The organism is Xanthomonas sp. F14 (genome assembly GCF_014199865.1).
Map to the genome: position 1 here is coordinate 514,177 of NZ_JACHOM010000004.1, position 17,470 is coordinate 531,646.

The window sequence follows — 17,470 nt, forward strand, 5'->3', positions numbered from 1 at the left end:
AAGTATCCCCAAAATTGCATGTGCACTCATGAGCGGCCTAACAACTATTCGAAGTCAAAAAGGTGCGTAGCACCGGGGTGTAGTACGTAATCTCTGACCTCCACACCAAGTGCATTCCCATTGGTTTTACCGCGACATCCCGATCGTGGTGCGTGACCACGGTGCGTAAACATGTCGCATTCCCCTGCGGCGACTCATCGCAATGCGACCGTATCATTCCGACCGAACGGCTTCAATGTCTTCGTCTGCATCGGCCGCCAGGCAGCCATCTTCGGCAGCGCCTAGCGGGCGACGGCCTGCCAGGCTGTTGGACCGCGTCCGCGATCGGTTGCAGCGGCTGGGCCGTGCCAAGCGCACCGAGGATGCCTATGTTGGTTGGATTCGGCGCTTCATCCTGGCCAACGACAAACGCCATCCAGAGACGATGGGAGTGCGCGAAGTGGAGGCGTTCCTGACCATGCTGGCGGCGCGCGATGGCGTGGCGCCTTCCACGCAGAATCAGGCACTGGCCGCCTTGCTGTTTCTGTATCGCGAGGTGTTGGGACGCGATCTGTCATGGATGGACGAGATTCAGCGTGCCAAGCGGCCGCGGCGGTTGCCGATCGTCCTGAGTGAGGTGGAGGTCATGGCGGTGCTGGCGCAGATGGAGGGCGTCACGCACTGATGGCGGCACTCCTCTACGGGACCGGCATGCGCTTGATGGAGTGCGTGCGCCTACGCATCAAGGATGTGGATGTTGCGCGCAACGAGATCGTGGTGCGCGATGGCAAGGGTGGGAAGGACCGCCGCACACTGCTGCCGCAGTCATTGCGCGATGCGCTGCAGCTCCAGTTGGACGAAGCCAAGCGCGTGCATGCGCGGGATATGCAGGTGGGCGCAGGTGAGGTCTGGCTTCCGCACGCGCTGCTGCGCAAGTATCCCAATGCAGCGCGTGAGCCAGGATGGCAGTATCTGTTCCCGGCGCCGCGTCGTAGCGTGGATCCGCGCGGGGGTGAGGTTCGCCGCCATCATGTGGACGAGAAGGGTTTGCAGCGTGTGGTGAAGGCGGCCTGTCGGCAGGCAGGGCTGGACAAGCCGGCCAGCTGCCACACGCTACGGCATTCTTTCGCAACCCATCTGCTCGAAGCTGGGTACGACATCCGCACCGTGCAGGAGCTGCTGGGTCACAAGGACGTGGCGACCACCCAGCTCTACACCCATGTGCTGGGGCGAGGCGCGTCGGCGGTGCGCAGCCCGCTCGATCGTCAGCCGCAGGCTTGGCGATAAGTGCTGCTTGCGCGCCTCAGCCGTCCAGCATCGCCTTGTCGCGCACCGCACCCTTATCCGCGCTGGTCGCCAGCAGCGCATACGCCTTCAACGCCGTGGTGACCTTGCGTGGGCGCACTTCCACCGGCTTCCAGCCCTTGGCATCCTGCTCTGCGCGACGAAGAGCAAGTTCCTCGTCCGAGATCAGCAGATTGATCGAACGGTTGGGGATGTCGATCAGGATCTTGTCGCCGTCGCGTACCAGCCCGATCGCGCCGCCCGCCGCCGCTTCCGGTGAGGCGTGGCCGATCGACAGGCCCGAGGTGCCGCCGGAGAAGCGGCCGTCGGTGAGCAGGGCGCATTGCTTGCCCAGGCCCTTGGACTTGAGATAGCTGGTGGGGTAGAGCATTTCCTGCATGCCGGGGCCACCCTTGGGGCCTTCGTAGCGGATCACCACGATGTCGCCGGCTTTCACTTCGTCGGCCAGGATGCCCTTCACTGCCGAATCCTGGCTCTCAAAGACGCGCACATTGCCTTCGAACACGTGGATGGATTCGTCCACGCCCGCGGTCTTCACCACGCAGCCGTCGCGGGCGATATTGCCGTACAGCACGGCCAGGCCGCCCTCCTGCGAGAACGCATGCGCGACATCGCGGATGCAGCCTTCGCTGCGATCGGTGTCCAACGTGTCCCAGCGCGTTGCCTGGCTGAAGGCAATCTGCGTGGGGATGCCGGCCGGGCCGGCCTTGTAGAACGTGTGCACGGTCTCTGCGTCGGTCTGGGTGACATCCCATTGCGCGATGGCATCGGCCAGCGTGCGTGCGTGCACCGTGGCCGCGTTGGTATGCAGCAGGCCGCCACGCGCCAGCTCGCCGAGGATGGCCATGATGCCGCCGGCGCGGTGCACGTCTTCGATGTGGTACTTCGGCGTGTTCGGGGCGACCTTGCACAGCTGCGGCACGCGCTTGGACAGGCGGTCGATATCGCGCATGCCGAATGGCACGTCGCCTTCCTGCGCGGCGGCGAGCAGATGCAGGATGGTGTTGGTCGAGCCGCCCATGGCGATATCCAGCGTCATCGCATTCTCGAACGCTTCGAACGTGGCGATGCCGCGCGGCAGGGCGGTGGGGTCTTCGCCGCCATACCAGCGGTGGCACAGCTCCACCGCCACGCGCCCGGCGCGCAAAAACAATTGCTCGCGGTCGGCATGCGTGGCCACCACGGTGCCGTTGCCCGGCAGCGACAGGCCGAGCGCTTCGGTCAGGCAGTTCATCGAGTTGGCGGTGAACATGCCCGAGCACGAGCCGCAGGTGGGGCAGGCGCTGCGTTCGAACTCGGCCACCTTTTCGTCGGAGGCGCTGTCGTCGGCGGCGATCACCATCGCGTCGATCAGATCGAGCTTGTGTTCGGCCAGCTTGGTCTTGCCGGCTTCCATCGGCCCGCCGGAGACGAACACGGTGGGGATGTTGAGCCGCAGCGCGGCCATCAACATGCCGGGGGTGATCTTGTCGCAGTTGGAAATGCACACCAGCGCGTCGGCGCAATGCGCGTTGACCATGTATTCGACCGAGTCGGCGATGATCTCGCGGCTGGGCAGCGAATACAGCATGCCGTCGTGACCCATGGCGATGCCGTCGTCCACGGCGATGGTGTCGAACTCCTTGGCCACGCCGCCGACGCGTTCGATCTCGCGCGCGACCAGCTGGCCGAGATCCTTCAGATGCACGTGCCCGGGCACGAACTGCGTGAACGAGTTGGCGATGGCGATGATGGGCTTGTGGAAGTCCCCATCCTTCATGCCGGTGGCGCGCCACAGTGCGCGGGCGCCGGCCATGTTGCGGCCGTGGGTGGAGGTTTTGGAGCGGTACTCGGGCATGGCGAATTCGACGGCTGATTGGCGAGCGGTGGCTGGCAATTAGACCGCGTCGTGACTGTTGCTGCTGCAACGGTCGCGGCGCGCTCCGGTGATCCGGCACGGTAGCACGCGGGCCAGGGCACGCCGTGGCGGTGGGGAGGGCGCGCGCCGCGCGCATCGCACAGGCGGCGGCGGAGCGTTCGCGGGCACGGCGCGCGAACACGCGCCTCCCGCTGGTCGGCGTGGCATGTAATGCGATGTAAACGTATGCGGGGCTGCATGCAGTGCCCGGAGTGCGAACCGGAGCGCAGATTGCGCCGTTGCCACACCGGCACCATCGCCGTCAGACCGGTGCGGCAGAGGGGAGCACCACCGCCAAGGATCTCCACCAACGGCACCGCAGGAGGCGCCCATGTCCGACCATCCACACCCACGCCGCACGGCGGCGGCAGCCCCGCATCCCATCGACCAGACGCCGGCAGCAACCGCCGGGATCACCCGCCGTCGCGTGCTGCAGGGCGCAGCCGGCGCGGTGGCACTGGCCGGCCTCGGGTGGGGCGGTCGCGCGGCTGCGCAGAGCGCCACCCTGCCGTTTGCGGGCCTGAACCTGTCGGGCTTGGCCTCCAACAGCTATGTGGAGAATGCGGAGATCGGCACGCACTATCGCGCCATTACCGCACAGCACGTGGCCGCCGCCGGGGCCTGCCCGTTGTTCCGGCTGCCGACCACCGCCGCGCGCTTCACGCGGGGGCAGGGCCTGGCCTTGAACGAGACCTACTGCAGCCAGGTCCAGGATGCGCTGGACCACATCGCCGCCCGCGGCAAGCGCGCCATCGTGGAGCTGCATGACTATATGCGCCTGCCGCAGCGGGTGGCCGTCAAGTCGGGCTATCGGCGCGACGCCAGCGGCACGCTTGTGGATGCGCGCGGCAACCGTATCGACGACCCGGCGGCCGCCGCGGTCTGGGCCGACACCTATCCGCTGCGCAATTTCGGCTACCAGGGCTATTTCGATCGCCGCGATGGGCTGCTCAAGCTGTACGAATACCGCGTGATCGGCACGCCGGGGTGCACGCTCTACAACGCGTCCGGCCTGCCCGACCTGTGGGCACGCATCGTCAACCGGTTCCGGCAGCACCCGGCGGTGTTCGGCTGGGGCGTGATGAACGAGCCCTATCAGGGCGACGAGCGCGCCGCCGACGGCAGCGTGCTGTCGATGGCGGCGCACTGGCAGAACACCGCCACTGCGTGCTGCAAGACCATCATCGATCGCGACCGCGACCACTTCGTGTTCGTGTGCGGCAACGGCTATGCCAGTGCCCGGCTCTGGCAGGAGGATTCGATGGGCCTGTTCGACATCCCCGATCCCTACAACCGCATCGTCTACGAAGCGCACAACTATCTGGACAACAACGGGGCTGGCGGCGGCAACTGGATCGGACCGGGCGGGCGCAACGAAGTGATCCAGCCCGATACCGGCATCATGATGGTGACGCCCTTCATCGACGCCCTGCGGGATGCCGGCAAGCGCGGTTATCTCGGCGAGCACGGCTACCCGGCCGGCAACCGCAGCGCGGAGGTCGCCACCACACGCATGCTGGCCCATCTGCAGGCGAACAATATCCCCAGCACGCAATGGTGCTTCGGCCCCGGTTGGCCGGATGACGACGTGCTCGGCATGAGCCGCGACGTGGGCGCGGACATCCAGGCCAAGAGCAATCTCGCTGCCGTGCAGGCCTTCTTCGACGTGCGCCTGTCCAGCTACATCCCGCCGCGCTAGCCACGCTGCCGCTGCCGGCACGCGGCGGCGGTTTACACTGGCGGCATGCGCAAGAACCTCCCGTGCCGCGCCGGCTGCGCGGCCTGCTGCATCGCGCCGTCGATCAGTTCGGCCATCCCCGGCATGCCGCAAGGCAAGCCGGCGGGCGTGCCCTGCGTGCAGCTCGACGGCCAGGGCCGTTGTCGCCTGTTCGGGTTGCCGACGCGGCCGGCGGTGTGCGCCAGCCTGCGTCCGTCCGAGGACATGTGCGGCGCATCGCGCGCGCAGGCGCTGGCCACGTTGACGGCACTGGAGCACGCCACGCGGCCGTGAGCCGCGGCACGCCTCAGCTGCCGGTGCCCTGCGCCTTGCGGGAGAAGACCCGCTTGATGCCCGTACCCACGGCAAACACGCCCAACAGCACCAGCTTCCAGCCCTTGGCCAGCAACAGGCCCAGCTTGGCGAACAGCCCGGCCTTGGCCGCCAGGCCACCGCCGATCAGGCCGGCCAGCCCATAGCTGGCGATCTTGTCGGTGGACGGGTTGTGGTCGGCATAGCGCGCGCCCTGGTCGAATTCGGTCATCGGCAGCAATTGCTGCATGCCCTGGCGGACCTGTTCGAGCTGGTCCATGCCGGCGACGGCATTGAGGCTGAGGTAGCCGCTGCGGCCGAGCACGCGGATATCGTAGTTGAGCGTGTGCTGCTGGGCGCCATCGAAGCGCAGTTCCTTGGCCCAATAGAGCTTCTTGCTGCCGGCGTCGTACCGCGGCGGCACCGCCCAGCCGAGCAAGTCGACGGTGCCGTAGCCCTGCTCACGGCGCGCGGCGTTGTCTTCGGCGGTGCCCTTCTGCATGTCGGCCAGCAATTCGCTGTAATCGATCTTGGCGGCATCCTCGTCGGACACATAACCGTCGTCGGCATAGGTCACCACCACTGCCCAGCCACCCGGCGCATCCAGCGCGGGTGTGCGCGGCACGATCATGCCCAGCACGCTGTCGTCGGGCGGGTTGCCCCACAGCTGCTCGAGCACGCGGCGCGTGTCGGCCTTGTCCAGGTAGCGGAATGCCGGGTCCAGATCGAAGTGCGCCTTGGCTTGCGGCACGTCGATGTGGCCGTTGCGGTACTGCAGGGCAGACAGCACCTGCGCTTCGTCGACGGCGTCGGCTGGAATGGCCAGCAGCGACTGGCTCGCGATCAGCAGGCAGGCGGCCAGCAGGCTGCGCAGGGCAAAACGCGTATGCATCGGGTCGAATCCATTCGAGGGCAGCGTCCCCACGCCGCAGGGCGCCGATCTTGCCATGCCTGCGTAGGGCGGACAACGGCTCAGCTGGTGCCGACGGTGCCCAGGTACTGGTCCTTGAGCCGCACATAATGCTGTGCGGAGTAATGCAGGCTTTCGATTTCCTTGTCGCTGAGCGTGCGGGCCAGCCGTGCGGGATTGCCCAGCCACAATTCGCCTTCGCCAACGATCTTGCCCGGGCCGACGACCGCCCCGGCGCCGACAAAGCCGTAGCGTTTGACGGTGGCGCCGTCGAGCACGCAGGCGCCCATGCCGATCAGGCACAGGTCTTCGATGGTGCAGGCATGCAGGATGGTGCCGTGGCCGACCGTGACGTCGGCGCCGATCACGGTCGGGTAGCCGGCCTTGTTGAACGGGCTATGGTGGCTGACGTGGATGATGGTGCCGTCCTGCACGTTGGTGCGTGCGCCGATCTGTACATGATTGACGTCGCCGCGAATCACCGTGCCCGGCCACACCGACACGTCATCGCCCAGGCTCACCTTGCCGATGATGGTGCAGGCAGGATCGACATAGACGCGTGCGCCCAGTTGCGGGGTGTGTTCCAGGAACGAGCGAATCGGGGTCACGATGATCTCCGGCATGGGGCGTGCCGCCCGGTGCGGGCACGGCCTGCATGATAGCCGCCGGTGGTGGCTGCGGCGGGGCTCAGGCACAGCGGTGGAGCGCATTTGCGCACGTAGCGCGCTGACGCCGGAGCCGGTGGCTGCATGGTCGTCAACCTGGGAGCGTCCAGCCAACCCGTGATCGACTGGACGGCCATGGCCGGAACGTACCCAACGGGGCTGGGGAACACTGGATGGGCCGCGCTACTGGGCGGCGCGGTGTCGGGGATCGATCTGCTGGTTGCACAGACAGGTCTGGTGGTGCGGCGCGACTGAGCGATGGCCGCCGCCTTGCCGGGCGGCGGCCATTGAAATCGTTATAGGGGCAAGATGTCCCAACAACCGGAGACCGCAACATGCAAGCCCGTCGATTGATGCTGATTACCACCCTGACCCTGGGGTTATCGATGAACCACCCATCCGCAGCGCAAAATCGTCCTTCCGTCCCCGCAGTGCCTGATGCCGGCACGTCACAGCAGGTCCCGGAAGGTCGGCCCATCGTCCCGGAGTGGACTCATCTCGGCATGTCGATGCGGGCGCTGGAGCGCGCCTACATCGAATCGTATGAGCAGTCCGGATTCCGGTTGGTCAGCCGCCATGTGTCGCCGCCGCCAGGCGACTGGTTGATCGAGCTCGTGTTCCAGTTGAAGAGTGCGCCGAAGGGACCCGGAGCGCCTGGCACCACGCTGCGCATCGCTGGCCCCCGATGCCCATGCGGCGTGAGCAGGCTAGACTTCACGTGGGCTGACTACAGTAGTTCCGATCTGGCGGCGTCCGCACGCGGACAACGTCTTCTCATCAAAGCCGATGCCGCTGCGCTGGCAAAGGTCCGGCAACGGTTGGGGGTAAGCTTGCCCCCTATTGATATGCCCACACCTCCAGACTCACACAAGAGCACTGCATCGCCTCTCGCCGAATGATCCTGGCGTCCACCTGACCCCGGCGTTTCTCATCCACGGCGCATCTCGCCGCACAAATTTAGTCAGAAAGCGAGACAGTCGGCGACACGCCTCGTACCGGCATGTCGCCGCGAGCCCTGGAACGCGCCGGCCACTCCGCGGACTGTTTCTTTACCGGCACCGACACGTTCACCTACGTGGTCAACGATGGCAAAGCCAATTCCAACATCGCGACGGTCACGGTCACGGTGCTGGGCCCGAACCTGCCGCCGCTTGCGTTCGACGATGTGGTGGACCTCAAGGAGAACGGTTCGGTACAGATCGACCCAACCGCCAACGACTGGGATATCAACGGTGACGACCTGAAGGCCATGCTGGTCTGCGGCCCGAGCCACGGTCGCCTGTCGCTCAATCCGGACGGTACCTATACGTACACACCGGATGCCAACTGGTACGGCCTGGACGGCTTTACCTATCAGGCGTTCGACGGTCAGTACCGCTCGAACCCGGCAATGGTCTGGATCCGCGTGGCGCCTGTAAACCAGGCGCCGGTGGCAGCTGTGGATGCCTTCACCGTACGTGCCGGCGTGGCAACGCGCCTGGACGTGCTCGCCAACGACAGCGATGTCGACGGCCTGACCGCGAAGCTCGCCACCTCGCCGAAGAACGGCACGCTTACCCGCAACCGCGACGGCAGCTTCAGCTATACCGCGAAGTCCGGCTTTGTCGGGACCGATACGTTCACGTACGTGGCAACCGATGGCGCACTCGACTCCAGGCCGGTCACCGTCAGCATCACGGTACTGGCGCCAAACCGTGCGCCCGTGGCCAAGGACGACAAGGCCACCACCATGGCCGGTGCCGCCGTGCGCATCGATGTGCTCGGCAACGACAGCGATGCCGACGGCGACCGCCTCGCCGCCCTGCTCGTCTGCGCTCCGTCCCATGGCAAGTTGTCGCTCAACGCCGATGGCAGCTACACCTACACGCCCGACAAGGGCTGGTACGGCACCGACAGCTTCAGCTACCGGGCGACCGACGGCGATGCCCAGTCCGGCGTGGCGATGGTCAGCATCACGGTGCAGAAGGTGAACCGCGCACCCACCGCCCAGAGCGCCTCGTTCCAGGTGCAAAAGGACGGCAGCGTGCGGATCGACTTCGACTGCCTGGTCAACGACCCGGACGGCGACGCGCTGACGCTGAGCCTCACCAATCCGTCGAAGGGTTCACTGACGCGCAACCGGGACGGCAGCTATACGTATCGTCCGAAGAGCGGCTTCATCGGTACCGACACGTTCACCTACTCGGTCAGCGACGGCAAGCTGACCGCCAGCGCGAGAATCACCCTGGTGGTGTCGAAGAACCCGCCCCGCGACAATGCGATGAGCATTGTTGTCGGTGCGTCGGCCTCTGCCGGAAGCGTCCAGGGCGGTGGCTACATCGTCGTCAACCTCGGGGCGTCTAGCCAACCCGTGATCGACTGGACGGCCACGGCCGGAACGTACTCAACGGCACTAGGAAACACTGTATGGGCCGCACTGCTGGGCGGCACGGTGTCCGGATCGATCTGCTGGTTGCACAGACAGGTCTGGTGGTACGGCGCGACTGAGCGATGGCCGCCGCCCCCGCTGGGCGGCGGCCATTGAAATTGTTATAGGGGGCAAGATGTCCAAACAACCGGAGACCGCAACATGCAAGCCCGTCGATTGATGCTGATTACCACCCTGACCTTGGGAATACTGATGAATTACCCGTCCGCAGCGTATAGTCCTGTCGTGACCGAAACTCCCCACGGCGGCATGTCGCGAGAGGCCCTGGAACGTGCCTACATCGAGTCTTACGAGCAATCTGGGTTCCGCCTCGCTAGCAGCAAAAAGTATTCAAATCAGTATGGTTCCTGGAGCACCGTATTGGAGTTCCAGTTAAAGAGTGCACCAGAAGCGCTGGGTGCGCCCGGCACTACTCTGGTCATCTCGGGTAGTAACGCGCCAAGGTGTCAGCCATGCAACCTGAGCAGGGAAACTTTCAGGGCGCCCGACGAGCACAGCTCTGATCCGGCAATCTTCGCGCGGGGGCAGCGCGTTCTCATCAAAGCCGATACGGATGCGCTGGCAAAGGTGCGGAAACGATTGGGCGTGAGCTTGCCCGCCATGGATATGCCCACACCCTGATACTGTCCTTTCTAATGAGACACGTGCTACCCCCTTGGCAGCAATGGCTGGTGGTGACAACGGCCTAGCCGAGTCAGGCCGCCTGTAGCGCTTCACATTAATATCCTGGCGTACGTCTCCAGCGTCCAATGGGCTACAGCCCGACGGCAGCTCGGAGAACCCCTTGCGCATTGCCGGCGCCGATCGAGTCTCGGTGCGTAGGCCTCGGTGCGTCGGCCTCTGCCGGAAGCGTCCAGGCCGGTGGCTACATCGTCGTCAATCTGGGCACGTCCAGCCAACCCGTGATCGACTGGACGGCCACGGCGGGAACATACCCGACGGGGTTGGGGAACACTGGATGGGCCGCGCTACTGGGCGGGGCGGTGTCCGGGATCGATCTGCTGGTTGCACAGACAGGTCTGGTGGTGCGGCGCGACTGAGCGATGGCCGCCGCCCCCGACGGGCGGCGGCCATTGAAATCGTTATAGGGGGCAAGATGTCCCAAGAACTGGAGACCACCACGTGCAAGCCCGTCGACTGCTTATTATCGCCACCCTGACAATGGGGCTACTGATGAACTACCCATCCGCTGCGACTAGTCCTGCCTATAGCGGAACACTCCACGTCGGCATGTCGCGGAAAACGCTAGAAAGCGCCTACATTTCGGCTTACGAACAATCTGGGTTTCGCCTCGCCAGCCGCAAGGAGTATTTGAATCGGTTAGGCACATGGAACACAGTACTTGAATTTCAGTTGAGCAGTGTGCCGAAGGGGCCGAATGCACCGGGCTCTACGTTGATGATCTCGGGCATTGATTCAGGGTGTCCGTGCGAGGTGACCAGGGAAACTCTCAGGGGGCTGGACCCAGATAGTCCCGATCCGAAGGCACGTTTCCGGGGATTTGGTGTTGTCATCAAAGCCGAAACAGCTGCATTGAGAAAGGTTAAGGAACGGTTGGGGGTGAGCTTGCCCGAAATGGGTATGCCCACACCCTGAAGCTACTGCTCCAAGACACGCGCTATCCCTCGGCAGCAACGTGGGATGGTGCGCTAACGGTGACAATGGCCTTGGCGAGTCATCGTAATCGCCGGGGTTAAGCCCGAAGCGCAGCCATGAACGTTGCCGGCGCACGGCTGGTGAAGAAGGCGCCGCTAACGTGGGAGTGATCCACGCGAGCGGAGCAAGCAAAGCTTCGAGAGATCCTGTGCGGACATTCCCGATCCTTCGGCAGTTGCACGGGTTTCGACACATCGTCGATTTTCAGTTCGGTACCAACGCGTTCACCTACCCGGTGAGCGACGGCAAGCTGACCGCCACTGCGAGCATCACTCTGTTAAGTTCCAGGAACCTGCCTTGCGACAATGCGATGAGCATCGTCATCAGTGCGTCAGCATATTCCGGGAGTGTCAGGCAATAGGTTTTTTCTTGGTTGTGCAATGACGCGCCCGCAGGGCACAGCCAGTGCACGGCCACTGCACAGCGGTGTGAGGAAGCATGGGATTGGCCTTCAGCGTTGCATGCGCTGCGTCACCATGGCATCGGCTGCCGCATGCATGGTTGCTTGGTCGGACAGAGAGATCGGCACGGCGCCTGGCATGCCCCAGCTTTTCTATGCGGCATTGCAGGAGCTGTCGTAGGTCACTGATCGCGCTTGCAGTAGGAGCGTGTGACAAGGCACGCATTCGCCGGATTGCCGAACGCGCGGGTGCCCAGGCGAAGCGCTTGCCCGTGGCGTCCGATAAACGCACAGCACTGTGGTAATCCGGATTGAACGATGTCTGCGATGGACCTAGCGTGCGTGAAGTCGCGCTGGTCGTTGTCGCGCAGCGCGAAGTTGGTTTCCTGGTGGTCGCCGTCATCGTGGCGGCGGATAGATTCATGTCGATGCAAGGCCACCATGCGTCCCTGTCTGCAATACACACGCTCGTCTTCCCGCAGGAAACTCCGATGCTACAACGTACCTCAACACCTGCACCCTTCGTACTGCAACGCATGACGCGGTTTCAGTGGAGGGCGGTGGCGGTGTGCGTGTTGCTGACCATGCTCGATGGCTTCGATGTGATGGCGATGGCCTTCACCGCCCCGCATGTGTCGGCGCAGTGGCAGTTGTCGGGCAAGCTGCTCGGGGCCTTGTTCAGTGCCGGCCTGGTCGGCATGGCGGTGGGATCGTTGCTGTTGGCGCCGCTGGCCGACCGCATCGGGCGGCGCGCGACGATCCTGGCATGCCTGGCGATTTTGACCGTGGGCATGGGCGCCTCGGCGCTGGCCACCGGGGTGTGGCAACTCGGCGCGTTGCGTGCATTTACCGGGATCGGCATCGGCGGCATGCTGGCCTGCGTTGCGGTCATCGCTGCCGAATATTCCACCGCCCAGTGGCGCAGCACGGCACTGGCGCTGCAGGCCACCGGTTATCCGATCGGCGCGACGCTGGGCGGCGCGATCGCAGCACTGCTGTTGCAGCACTGGTCCTGGCACGCGGTGTTCGTGCTCGGCGCGCTCGGGTCGCTGCTGTGTGTGCCCTTGGTGCTGGCGTTTTTGCCCGAGTCGTTGGAATTTCTGATCGCGCGTCGCCCACCCAACGCAGGCGCACGCTTCAACGCAGTGCTTGCGCGTATGGGCATGCCGCCGCAGGCGGTACTGCCGTCACCGCCGCCGCATGGCTCCGGTCGGGCGCGGGGCTATGCGGCCTTGTTCGTGCCGGCATTGCGGCGGCAGTCGCTGTTGATCGCGCTGGCGTTCTTTCTGCTGATGTTTGCGTTCTATTTCGTGCTCAGCTGGACTCCGAAGCTGCTGGTCGTGGCCGGCTTGTCGGCAGAGCAGGGCGTGACCGGTGGCGTGTTGTTGAATCTGGGCGGGATCGCCGGCGGTGCGATCTTCAGCGCGCTGGCCGCGCGTGCGCGGCTGTCGTGGCTGACCGCCGGTGTGCTGGGGCTGTCGGCGCTGGCGCTGCTGGCCTTTGGCTGGTACAGCACGGTGCTGGGTTGGGCGTTCGTCATTGCGGTGCTGAGCGGCGCGGCGCTGTTTGCCGCCATCGCCGGGCTGTATGCGGTGGCGCCGGTGGTCTTCACGGCGGCGGTGCGTTCCACCGGCATGGGCTGGGCGATCGGGGTGGGCCGCTTCGGTGCGATCGCCTCGCCGCTGTGCGTGGGCGTGCTGGTGGATGCGGGCTGGTCGCCGGCGGCCCTGTACCTGGCCTGCAGCGTGCCGCTGCTGCTCGCGGCCATCGCCGTGCTGGGCATGCGCCTGCCGGCGCGCTGAACTGCTCAGCCGGCGGTCGCCGCGCGGCGCGAGCGAGTTCTACCGGACCAAAGAAATCCTGCGCACTGCCGATAACCCGACAGACCCTCCATCGTCGTGGCGGGCTCTTCCGCGGACCATTTGCAGATCAGCGCCGGCATGCTCAGAACCATCGATTCAGACCAACTCCGCCCCGGCATGTATGTCTACAAGCTGCTGGGCGCGTGGGTGCACCACCCGTTCTGGAAGACCTCGTTCCTGGTCGATTCGGACGACGTGGAGAAGATCCATGGCAGCCGGATCGAGCAACTGGTGATCGATACCGCGCGTGGCCTGGACCTGGAAACGGCGGCGCCGGACGCGCCCGATCCGCAGCCTGAGCCGGAGCAACCGCCGCCGCCGGCACCGGAACCCCCGGAGCCGGCCACCGCCACGCGCACCGCGCGGACCAATAGCGTCACCGCGCAGGTCGGCATCGAGTCCGAAGTGGTGCGCGCACGCAAGATCTTCGAAGACGGCCGCGATACGGTCGAGGCGATGTTCCGCGATGTGCGGCTTGGCCGCACCGTCGACACCGAGGCGGCGATGCCGCTGGTGGAAGCCATCAACGATTCGGTCCTGCGGCATCCGCAGGCCTTGATCAGCGTGGCAAGGCTCAAGACCGCGGACGACTACACCTATCTGCATTCGATGGCGGTGGCCGGCCTGATGAGCGGGCTGGCGCGCCAGCTCGGTCTGCCCGAAGGGCAGGTCGTCGAGGCGGCCATGGGCGGCCTGCTGCACGACATGGGCAAGGCGGTGACGCCGCTGGACATCCTCAACAAGCCCGGCAAGCTCACCGACGAAGAGATGGCGATCATGCGCCAGCACCCGCTGGACGGTCATCGCCTGCTGGTGGCCGGCGGGGTGCAGAACGCGGTGGTGCTGGAGATCGCGTTGCACCACCACGAGAAGATGGACGGCAGCGGCTACCCGAACCGCTTGGCGGGCGAGAACATCGCGCTGATGTCGCGGATGGGCGCGGTGTGCGATGTGTACGATGCCATCAGCTCGGACCGCCCCTACAAACGCGGCTGGGATCCGGCCGAATCGCTCAAGCGCATGGCGTCGTGGCAGGGGCACTTCGACCCGGTGGTGTTCCAGGCCTTCGTGCGCCGGCTGGGGATTTATCCGGTCGGCTCGTTGGTGCGGCTGGAGTCGCAGAAACTGGCGGTGGTGATCGAGCAGACCCCCGATGCGCTGCTCAAGCCCAAGGTGCGCGTGTTCTATTCGGCCAAGCTGCGCAGCCATGTGCTGGTGCAGGACATCGACCTGTCGCGCCCGGACTGCCAGGACCGCATCGCGCAGATGGAAAGCCCCTCGGACTGGGGCTTCCGCGATCTCGAGAAGCTCTGGCTGCCGTAATCCGTAACCCCGTAACCCGCAGGCCGCAGGCCGCACGCATGCACGCGGCCTACCTGGCGCGGAGATGCGCTGGGCGAGTGGGCTGGGTCCGCAGGCGTCGTCTGGCGACGGCGGCAGCCTTGCCGTCGTGATTGCTACCACCGCTGCCAGGCCCGGCATGCCGCGCGCACCTGTGCCCGGCGTGCCTGTCACAGGCGTTGCCACCACGCCCGCCAGGCCCATTGACCCGCGTAGTCAACCTGGCGAGCGCGACCATGCTGCGCTGCAGCTTGGCAATGTAGTTATGATCCATAACTATTCCGGAACGCAATCACTTGCCGACCCCGGATCCCATGTCGCAGCCGTGCCTGGATGACCGTCGCTTCCCATACCTGCGTGCTGCCGCATGCGGCTGCCACGTGCTGGCGCTGGACTGGCACCAGCCTGTGGCGGCCTGCCTGCACGGCGGTGCCACGTGGCTGGCGGCCACGCCCACATCGGCATGCCTGCGCGCGTCTACAATGCAGCTCACGCCGCGGATCGGCGTTGCGGGCGGTGAGCGTTGCGCGCACCGGTCCGCCTGTCGTCTTCGCTGCGAGAACCGTCATGTCCGTCACTGCCACTGCCGTACCGCTGCCGGATGCCGTCACCACGGTGGATCAGGCACGCCTGCTGCGGCTGCTGGGCTACCGCATCACCCGCACCGAGTTGCTGGTGCGGCGGATGTTTCAGGACTGCGTGGCTGCGTTCGACCTCAAGCCGGTCGACTTCTCGCTGCTGATGCTGGTGGACGGCAACCCGGGCATCAACCAGCGCCAGATCGGCGACGTGCTGCACGTGTCGGCGCCCAACCTGGCGATCGTGGTGGCACGCCTGGTCAAGCGCCGCCTGCTGCGGCAGGTGCGTGGACGCCAGGACCGACGCATGCAGCATCTGTCGCTGACCAGCGCCGGCGTGACCCTGCTGAGCGCTGCCGAGGCCGAAGTGCTGCGCATGGAGCAGCAGCTCAGCGTGGTGCTGGGCAGCAGCGAGGCGCCGTTGCTGCGCGCACTCGACCGGCTGGACCGCCTGGACACCCTGTAATCCGCCGCTGCCGTGCAGGCGCACGGCTAGCTTTCCTGTTGACCTGCGCACGCGCCGTTGCCGGCGTGTCGATCGCGCCTGCCTGACCGTTGTCCCGCCGCAGTTCCCGCTGTTCCTCCCAATGCTGGAGATGTTCGCAGTGAGCTATCGATCGGTCCTGTCTGGGTTGTCTTCCCGCGCGTCGGCACTGCGCCGCGCAGCGCTTGGCATGCTGTCGCTGCTTGCTGCCGGCACGGCCGGCGCACAGAACCTGCCGCAGAGTACGACGCTGACCAACGGCATCAATACCGGCGGCACCAGCTATCTGGACGGTTTCACCCGCACCACGCCCGGCTGGGCGGTGGTCACCTATCTGCGTCAGAGCTCACTGGACGCGATCAAGGATTCGCGCGGCAACGACGTGCCGGTGTTCGACCGCCCACGCATCGATTCGACCCTGCTGCTGACCCAGGTCGCCTATGTCACCCCGTACACGCTCTTCGGCGGCGCAGTGGGCATCAACACGCTGCTGCCGCTGATCAATCTGGATGCCTCGTTCGGGCGCAACAGCATTGCCAGCTTGCGCGACAACGGCGCCGGCGTGGGTGACCTGACCTTCGGCCCGTACCTGCAGATGCTGCCGGTGATCCGCAATGGCAGGCCGGTGTTTTCGCAGCGTTTCGAAATCGATGCGATCGCGCCGATCGGCAAGTTCGACCGCGATCGCGACCTCAATCAGGGCGCCGGCTACTGGTCGCTGGTGCCGCAATATGCGTTCACCGTGTTCCCGACGCCCAACTGGGAAGTCAGCGCACGCATCAACTACATCTACAACTTTCGCAGCGAGCGGCGCCCAAACCTGCCGCCGGGCTTCGAGTTCCGCAACGGCCAGGCCGGCGACGCGGGCTGGATCAACTTCGCCACCTCCTGGGAAGTGGTACCCGACATCCGGCTTGGCGTGAATGCCTATTACCTCACCCAGTTCCGCGACAACCGCACCAATGGGCAGCGCGTGGCCGATACCCGCCAGAGCGTGTTCTATGCCGGCCCCGGCGGCGTGTGGCGGATGGATGCCAACAACATGCTGTTTGCCAATGTGTATCTGCCGGTGGAGGTCAAGAACGCCGCCTCCGGCAACAACGTCAACCTGCAGTACGTCCATGTGTTCTAGCGCCGGCACGGCCGGCCTCTTCGGAGAGTGGCAATGAATTTGCAGAACAAGACCATCGTGGTCACTGGCGTGGCATCGGGCATCGGTGCCGAAGTCGCGCGTCTGGCCCGCTTTCATGGCGCCACGGTGATCGGCGTCGATCGCACGCCGGTGCAGATGTCGCTGCACGGGTTCCACCAGGCCGATCTCGGTGATCCGGCGTCCATCGATGCGCTGGTGCAGGCCTTGCCGGCGCGTATCGATGCGCTGGCCAATGTGGCTGGCGTCCCCGGTACCGCGCCGCTGGAGGTGGTGGCGCGCGTCAACTATCTGGGCCTGCGCCATTTGAGTCAGGCGCTGCTGCCGCGTCTCACGCCCGGCGGTTCCATCATCAATGTGGCTTCCATCCTGGGCGCCGAGTGGCCGCAGCGCCTGGAACTGCACAAACAACTGGCCGCCACCGACAGCTTTACATCTGGCGATGCATGGCTGCAGGCGCATCCGGTGGCGCACGACACCTGCTACCAGTACTTCAAGGAAGCGCTGATCGTCTGGACGCTGCTGCAGTCGCGGCCCTGGTTCGCCGAGCACGGCGTGCGCGTCAATAACGTTTCGCCGGGGCCGGTGTTTACGCCGATTCTTGGCGATTTCGTCACCATGCTCGGCGAGGAGCGCGTCAAGGAAGATGCCAAGCGCATGACGCGGCCGGCCTATGCCGACGAGGTGGCGGAGGCCATCGTGTTTCTCGCCTCCGATGCGGCGCGCTGGATCAACGGCATCACCCTGCCGGTCGATGGCGGGCTGGCGTCCACCACTCTGTAACAC

General features: G+C 65.5%; 16 protein-coding genes and 1 pseudogene. 13 read left to right on the top strand and 4 right to left on the bottom strand.

All coding sequences use genetic code 11. The features are described 5' to 3' along the window. The first annotated feature begins 235 nt into the window (after window positions 1-235). A pseudogene (locus GGR73_RS16320) lies at window positions 236-1,266 on the top strand (integron integrase). A 16-nt stretch (window positions 1,267-1,282) separates the two neighbouring features. Here GGR73_RS16320 and ilvD read toward each other — a convergent pair. Beyond that, entirely contained in the window at window positions 1,283-3,121 is a 1,839-nt protein-coding gene (gene ilvD / locus GGR73_RS16325; protein WP_184457896.1) for a dihydroxy-acid dehydratase, read from the bottom strand. A gap of 391 nt (window positions 3,122-3,512) precedes the next feature. Here ilvD and GGR73_RS16330 point away from each other — a divergent pair, with 391 nt between their 5' ends. Both GGR73_RS16330 and GGR73_RS16335 read left to right on the top strand, forming a co-directional pair. Further along, a complete protein-coding gene (locus GGR73_RS16330; RefSeq protein WP_126965403.1) occupies window positions 3,513-4,880 on the top strand; it encodes a glycoside hydrolase family 5 protein in 1,368 nt (455 codons plus the stop codon). Between the two features lie 45 nt (window positions 4,881-4,925). Next, window positions 4,926-5,192, top strand: a complete 267-nt coding sequence (locus GGR73_RS16335; RefSeq protein WP_039513263.1) for a YkgJ family cysteine cluster protein — start codon at window positions 4,926-4,928, stop codon at window positions 5,190-5,192. Between the two features lie 13 nt (window positions 5,193-5,205). Here GGR73_RS16335 and GGR73_RS16340 read toward each other — a convergent pair whose 3' ends face one another. Then, complete coding sequence (locus tag GGR73_RS16340) at window positions 5,206-6,102, bottom strand: DUF2167 domain-containing protein (RefSeq protein WP_046345395.1); 897 nt, start codon at window positions 6,100-6,102, stop codon at window positions 5,206-5,208. Between the two features lie 80 nt (window positions 6,103-6,182). Then, window positions 6,183-6,728 (bottom strand): gamma carbonic anhydrase family protein, encoded by a 546-nt coding sequence (locus tag GGR73_RS16345; protein ID WP_167763553.1) that lies wholly within the window; start codon window positions 6,726-6,728, stop codon window positions 6,183-6,185. Between the two features lie 141 nt (window positions 6,729-6,869). On the opposite strand from GGR73_RS16345, the gene GGR73_RS16350 reads away from it, so the two are divergent. From GGR73_RS16350 to GGR73_RS16370, 5 genes are all read left to right on the top strand, one after another. Beyond that, window positions 6,870-7,040, top strand: coding sequence for a hypothetical protein (locus GGR73_RS16350; protein ID WP_155412948.1), 171 nt, complete (start codon window positions 6,870-6,872; stop codon window positions 7,038-7,040). An 80-nt stretch (window positions 7,041-7,120) separates the two neighbouring features. Beyond that, complete coding sequence (locus tag GGR73_RS16355) at window positions 7,121-7,684, top strand: hypothetical protein (protein WP_146093122.1); 564 nt, start codon at window positions 7,121-7,123, stop codon at window positions 7,682-7,684. 101 nt (window positions 7,685-7,785) lie between these two features. Beyond that, window positions 7,786-9,309: an Ig-like domain-containing protein gene (locus GGR73_RS16360; RefSeq protein ID WP_184457898.1), complete on the top strand. Its 1,524-nt coding sequence runs from the start codon at window positions 7,786-7,788 to the stop codon at window positions 9,307-9,309. Between the two features lie 45 nt (window positions 9,310-9,354). Beyond that, window positions 9,355-9,834 carry a hypothetical protein gene (locus GGR73_RS16365; protein WP_146093121.1) on the top strand — a complete coding sequence of 160 codons (480 nt, stop codon included), beginning with the start codon at window positions 9,355-9,357 and terminating at the stop codon, window positions 9,832-9,834. Between the two features lie 552 nt (window positions 9,835-10,386). After that, on the top strand, window positions 10,387-10,809 hold the full coding sequence (locus tag GGR73_RS16370; RefSeq protein ID WP_184457900.1) for a hypothetical protein: 423 nt from the start codon (window positions 10,387-10,389) through the stop codon (window positions 10,807-10,809). A 642-nt stretch (window positions 10,810-11,451) separates the two neighbouring features. Here the strand turns inward: GGR73_RS16370 and GGR73_RS16375 are convergent. After that, window positions 11,452-11,712, bottom strand: a complete 261-nt coding sequence (locus GGR73_RS16375; RefSeq protein ID WP_184457902.1) for a hypothetical protein — start codon at window positions 11,710-11,712, stop codon at window positions 11,452-11,454. Between the two features lie 48 nt (window positions 11,713-11,760). Here GGR73_RS16375 and GGR73_RS16380 point away from each other — a divergent pair, with 48 nt between their 5' ends. The 5 genes from GGR73_RS16380 to GGR73_RS16400 all read left to right on the top strand — a co-directional run bounded on the left by GGR73_RS16380 (window position 11,761) and on the right by GGR73_RS16400 (window position 17,467). After that, window positions 11,761-13,071 carry an MFS transporter gene (locus GGR73_RS16380; protein WP_184457905.1) on the top strand — a complete coding sequence of 437 codons (1,311 nt, stop codon included), beginning with the start codon at window positions 11,761-11,763 and terminating at the stop codon, window positions 13,069-13,071. 138 nt (window positions 13,072-13,209) lie between these two features. Then, window positions 13,210-14,454, top strand: coding sequence for an HD-GYP domain-containing protein (locus GGR73_RS16385; protein WP_184457907.1), 1,245 nt, complete (start codon window positions 13,210-13,212; stop codon window positions 14,452-14,454). Window positions 14,455-15,039: 585 nt separating this feature from the next. Further along, window positions 15,040-15,516: a MarR family winged helix-turn-helix transcriptional regulator gene (locus GGR73_RS16390; RefSeq protein WP_126965400.1), complete on the top strand. Its 477-nt coding sequence runs from the start codon at window positions 15,040-15,042 to the stop codon at window positions 15,514-15,516. 121 nt (window positions 15,517-15,637) lie between these two features. Then, complete coding sequence (locus GGR73_RS16395; RefSeq protein ID WP_425523989.1) at window positions 15,638-16,666, top strand: SphA family protein; 1,029 nt, start codon at window positions 15,638-15,640, stop codon at window positions 16,664-16,666. Window positions 16,667-16,699: 33 nt separating this feature from the next. Further along, entirely contained in the window at window positions 16,700-17,467 is a 768-nt protein-coding gene (locus GGR73_RS16400; RefSeq protein WP_184457909.1) for a coniferyl-alcohol dehydrogenase, read from the top strand. Window positions 17,468-17,470: the final 3 nt, after the last annotated feature.